Raw genomic sequence first — 3,852 nt, forward strand, 5'->3', positions numbered from 1 at the left:
CGATGATTTTAAAGTAAGTCATGAAAACAGCCTGATCGTGCAGAAGGATGATTATTATCCTTTTGGGATGAGTTTTAATTCATATACGAGTGGGCAGGAGAACCTCTACAAATACTCGGGTAAAGAAGAACAAAAGGAAACTGGCTTGATCGATTTTGGAGCGAGAATGTATGACCCGGCTATAGGAAGGTGGGGTGTTGTCGATCCGATGGCAGGCGAGAGGGAATGGCTGTCGCAATGCGAGATGCTGGAATTCCTACTAGTCAGCAACCAAAATCTCAATCTAGAAATAGTTCAGGAAGAGAATATACATATGAAGTACCAGGAAAAGGAGGTGAAACTCAGACAAAATCTGTTCAACAACAAACATTGGATAGAAGTCACCAAGGACAGCCTCATTGGGAAGCCGGAAAGGTAAAAACAGACAACGGTAAGGTAAGGATGAACAATTATGGCAGACCTAAACTGGATAATAATAAATCAAAAGTAAACTATAATAATTAAGATGTTAGAGGAGACGCTTGATCAAAAAAAACGAAGATTGTTTGGAAAGCAATCTCTTCAAAGCTATTTAAATACGATTGAAAAGTTGACTACTGATAGTGAAAGGTGTTTATTGTCTATAGTTGAGACGGATAGAATACTTGAAAAAATCTCTACCCTTAAAGAAGTATTTAAGACTGTTCTTCCATTTGAAGATAAAGCGGGGCTAAAAAATATAGTAAATGAAAAGTTCAAATCGGAAGACAGTATTTATTTACTAACCTCCTTATCTCGTGATTGTGGTGGTATAGTCATTAATTCCATTGCCAATTTTAATTTCAATTTCAATTTTGACGATGATTCAGGAGGTATTTTTAGCCTAGTAAGTAATGACTTAAATGAAAGGATTCTCTTTGATTTTTATGAAGAAAGCGGAAAAAAAATTATTGAAATCGAATATTTTCAATAGTCAAAGTAAGTAATTTAATCAACAAGGTTTAAGCCCGGCAAGTCCGGGCTTTTTGCTTTTACAGCGCAGCGACATTTTTCTGGAAGAAGTCTTTGAATTTTTTGTTGGTGAGCATCTTGTCGATCAGCTTGAAGATGGTCTGTCTGTCCTCGTCCTCCAATTGCTGGATAAGCCTGAGCTGATCTACGGCGGTTTTGTCCTCGATGACGACTTCCGAAGGGATGTCCCCGTCGTATGCAAGTATCTGGTCAGTAGTCATATTGAGGAGTTGAGCCCCAGGTTCCCTTTTCTATTTTGCTGTATGCCGACTTGTCGACGCCAATACGCGTGGCATGTCCATAACAATTTTAAATATTGTGCTTTAAGAGATAACAGGCTAAGACAGCGGAACAGAGAAGACGAGAAAGCAAAATATCCTCCATTATGATTAAAGCAGCATTACAGGAGTACCCAAAGCCTATATCAACATCTTGGTACTAGACCAAAACCAAAACTATATCACCTCTGCGTACAAGCAAATCAGCAGTTCGGCAAAGGAAACGGGGGCAGATATCCCNCACCAAAACCTAAAAATCAATCCNATCACGATAACAAAACCAGGATATGTNTATATTTACCTATCAAATGAAACTGGATCCCGCATTGAAGTGTTTTTCGATGATTTTAAAGTAAGTCATGAAAACAGCCTGATCGTGCAGAAGGATGATTATTATCCTTTTGGCGGGACTTTTAATAGCTACCAAAGAAGCTATTCAGAACCGAATAGGCTTAAGTTTAATGGGAAGGAAGAGCAGGAAGAAACTGGATGGATAGATTATGGTGCTAGGATGTATGATCCAGCCTTAGGGAGATGGAATCACATTGATCCTTTGGCAAATCAGTATGATATGCATAGTCCTTACCATTATGCACTCAATAATCCGATTCGCTTTATTGATCCTGATGGGATGCAGGTTGAAGGTGTCACAAAGAAGGATGCTGAAAAGGTTCATGAAGATTTAAATACAACGTTTGCAGGAGAGCAATTTGATGCCTTCAGAGCATTGATTACTCGTTCTGGTAAAAAAGGGAACGGAAAAGATTTTAACAAAATTGATTCGGATGCTTTAGCTGGGGCATTAGAAGGATTAGAGGGAGACGACTTGGCTCTTGCGGGGTTAGTTGCTGGTGCTATCAACTCAGATGATATTCATAAGGTTGAGTTTGTTGAGAAAGGAGATGATTTATCTGGTGAAGGTAGTGATGCTTTTGCGTCACATCTGAATAGCGTACAAAGTGGTTTTGGTGACGGCACTAAGAATGCGGAAGGTAAGGTCAATTCAAATATAGTACATGCATTGGGCGGTGCAGGGTTTAATGTGCCAACTTCTGATGGTTCTCATTCAATAATAATTGAAGGACAGGGAGTTCAGCAGTCTGGAGGTAATAGAGCTGTCACTACTGGTCATGAAGTCTTTGGGCATGGAATCCCTTCTGCTCAAGGAGCTGACCCCAAGGCCAATAATACCCATGCTATCAGGACAGATAATTTAATAAGGAGAGTCTTGGGAATACCAACGAGAGATGGTTCTAATCATGCTGGTGGTAAAGTTGTAGATCCTAATACATTACCGAAGACTGGAAATTAAAAGTGATATCATGAGAATACTTACATTATTAATTCTTTGCTCATTTTCTATCCAAGCTTGCTCCCAGAGATTAAGTGAAGCAGACTTGAGAAGTAGAAAAGTAGCAGATTCTTTATTGGAGAGCCAATTACAAAAGGAAATAGAAGGTAAAAGCCATGTTATATTCTCTGTTGCTGATAAGGAGATGATTGTAGTTGTAAAAAACACCGACTCATTTAAAGAGTTCTATCTCAACAAGGATACTGGAATTATCAAGGATACCACACTAATGGCTTCCGATCCGGTTATCATCAAAATGTTTGATAAATCTATCTACAGGGAAGGTTTTACAACGTTTAACTCTGGATTTTTTGAATCCGGTTATGAAATATCCTCAGGGAGCATTACATATTTTGTTTTTAAAGATGAGCAAGGTAAAAGATATGGAGAAGCAAGGTTATCTGTTTTTATCAAGCCAAACCCAGTTGATACAGAGGTTTATGCATACTTTGTTGAAAAGCTGATATTTTATTCGAAAACCACTTAGAATCAACCCTGCTTCGGTAGGTTTTTTTGTTGAATAATATCAATCTTCAATGCCTGCATAATCTCCATGAGACAGTAGCGAAAAATCAGGAATTTGATCGAAGAGAAGAGTTTGGGTTAAGATATGTTCTATTGGCTTCGATCCTTTGAATGTATCATTTTCATGCAGCTTTACGAGTTCATAGATATCATCATAAATCCAGTGAAACATGCCATCAGTGTAACCGTCCGGCAACCCACATATTGATACAGGCATTATGAATACCGAATGTTGCAGGATGAAACAGAAATCCATCCAAGCATATTACTCCCTGTTCTGTAAGTGGCAGGAATCGGGTTTCAGAAATACCACTCCTTTTATTTACTCGCCTGGTAGATCCACCTCCTCTCTAAATGTCGGGATTGATATTTATACGGGTAATCTTCCTAACTTTGAAAATCCTGGTGATATTGCTAAGTATGTTGGTTATAAATTCTTGGATGGTGCTTCTGCAGGAGGAGCGGGGAGTTTGTCAAGAGGGGTTGTTAATTTTGCACAAAGTGGATTTAAGTTTGGAAGTGTAGTTACGGGTTCCAATTCAGCGCTACAGTTAATTGACAAATCTGCGGGACTGGCAGGTGGAGTGGAGATGAGCGAAGCAGTGGTTAACTTGACTAAGGTTAAAATAGCCCATTTCTCGGCCCCTGCTAAAGGATTAGGCGAAAAAATATTGAAATCGTCAGCTTCATTGGCCGATGATGCCGCTA

At 39.1% G+C, this 3,852-nt stretch carries 6 protein-coding genes; 5 read left to right on the forward strand and 1 reads right to left on the reverse strand.

Going from position 1 to position 3,852, the window contains the following annotated elements; translation table 11 throughout:
* Together B050_RS23555 and B050_RS0110665 are read left to right on the forward strand one after the other, a co-directional pair.
* Positions 1-418, forward strand: a 418-nt coding sequence (locus B050_RS23555) for an RHS repeat domain-containing protein (protein ID WP_044202286.1), incomplete at its 5' end; no start/stop codon positions are given.
* A gap of 87 nt (positions 419-505) precedes the next feature.
* Positions 506-952, forward strand: coding sequence for a hypothetical protein (locus B050_RS0110665; RefSeq protein ID WP_018473907.1), 447 nt, complete (start codon positions 506-508; stop codon positions 950-952).
* Between the two features lie 58 nt (positions 953-1,010).
* Here B050_RS0110665 and B050_RS22285 read toward each other — a convergent pair whose 3' ends face one another.
* A complete protein-coding gene (locus tag B050_RS22285) occupies positions 1,011-1,211 on the reverse strand; it encodes a hypothetical protein (protein ID WP_018473908.1) in 201 nt (66 codons plus the stop codon).
* 433 nt (positions 1,212-1,644) lie between these two features.
* On the opposite strand from B050_RS22285, the gene B050_RS0110675 reads away from it, so the two are divergent.
* The 3 genes from B050_RS0110675 to B050_RS0110690 form a co-directional block, all read left to right on the forward strand.
* The gene (locus B050_RS0110675) at positions 1,645-2,580 is read left to right on the forward strand and encodes an RHS repeat-associated core domain-containing protein (protein WP_455423225.1); all 936 of its coding nucleotides are present in this window, start codon (positions 1,645-1,647) and stop codon (positions 2,578-2,580) included.
* Positions 2,581-2,590: 10 nt separating this feature from the next.
* Positions 2,591-3,106, forward strand: a complete 516-nt coding sequence (locus tag B050_RS0110680; RefSeq protein WP_018473909.1) for a hypothetical protein — start codon at positions 2,591-2,593, stop codon at positions 3,104-3,106.
* 277 nt (positions 3,107-3,383) lie between these two features.
* Positions 3,384-3,852, forward strand: a 469-nt coding sequence (locus tag B050_RS0110690) for a hypothetical protein (protein ID WP_026235801.1), incomplete at its 3' end; no start/stop codon positions are given.

The organism is Echinicola pacifica DSM 19836 (genome assembly GCF_000373245.1).
GTDB classification, from domain to species: domain Bacteria; phylum Bacteroidota; class Bacteroidia; order Cytophagales; family Cyclobacteriaceae; genus Echinicola; species Echinicola pacifica.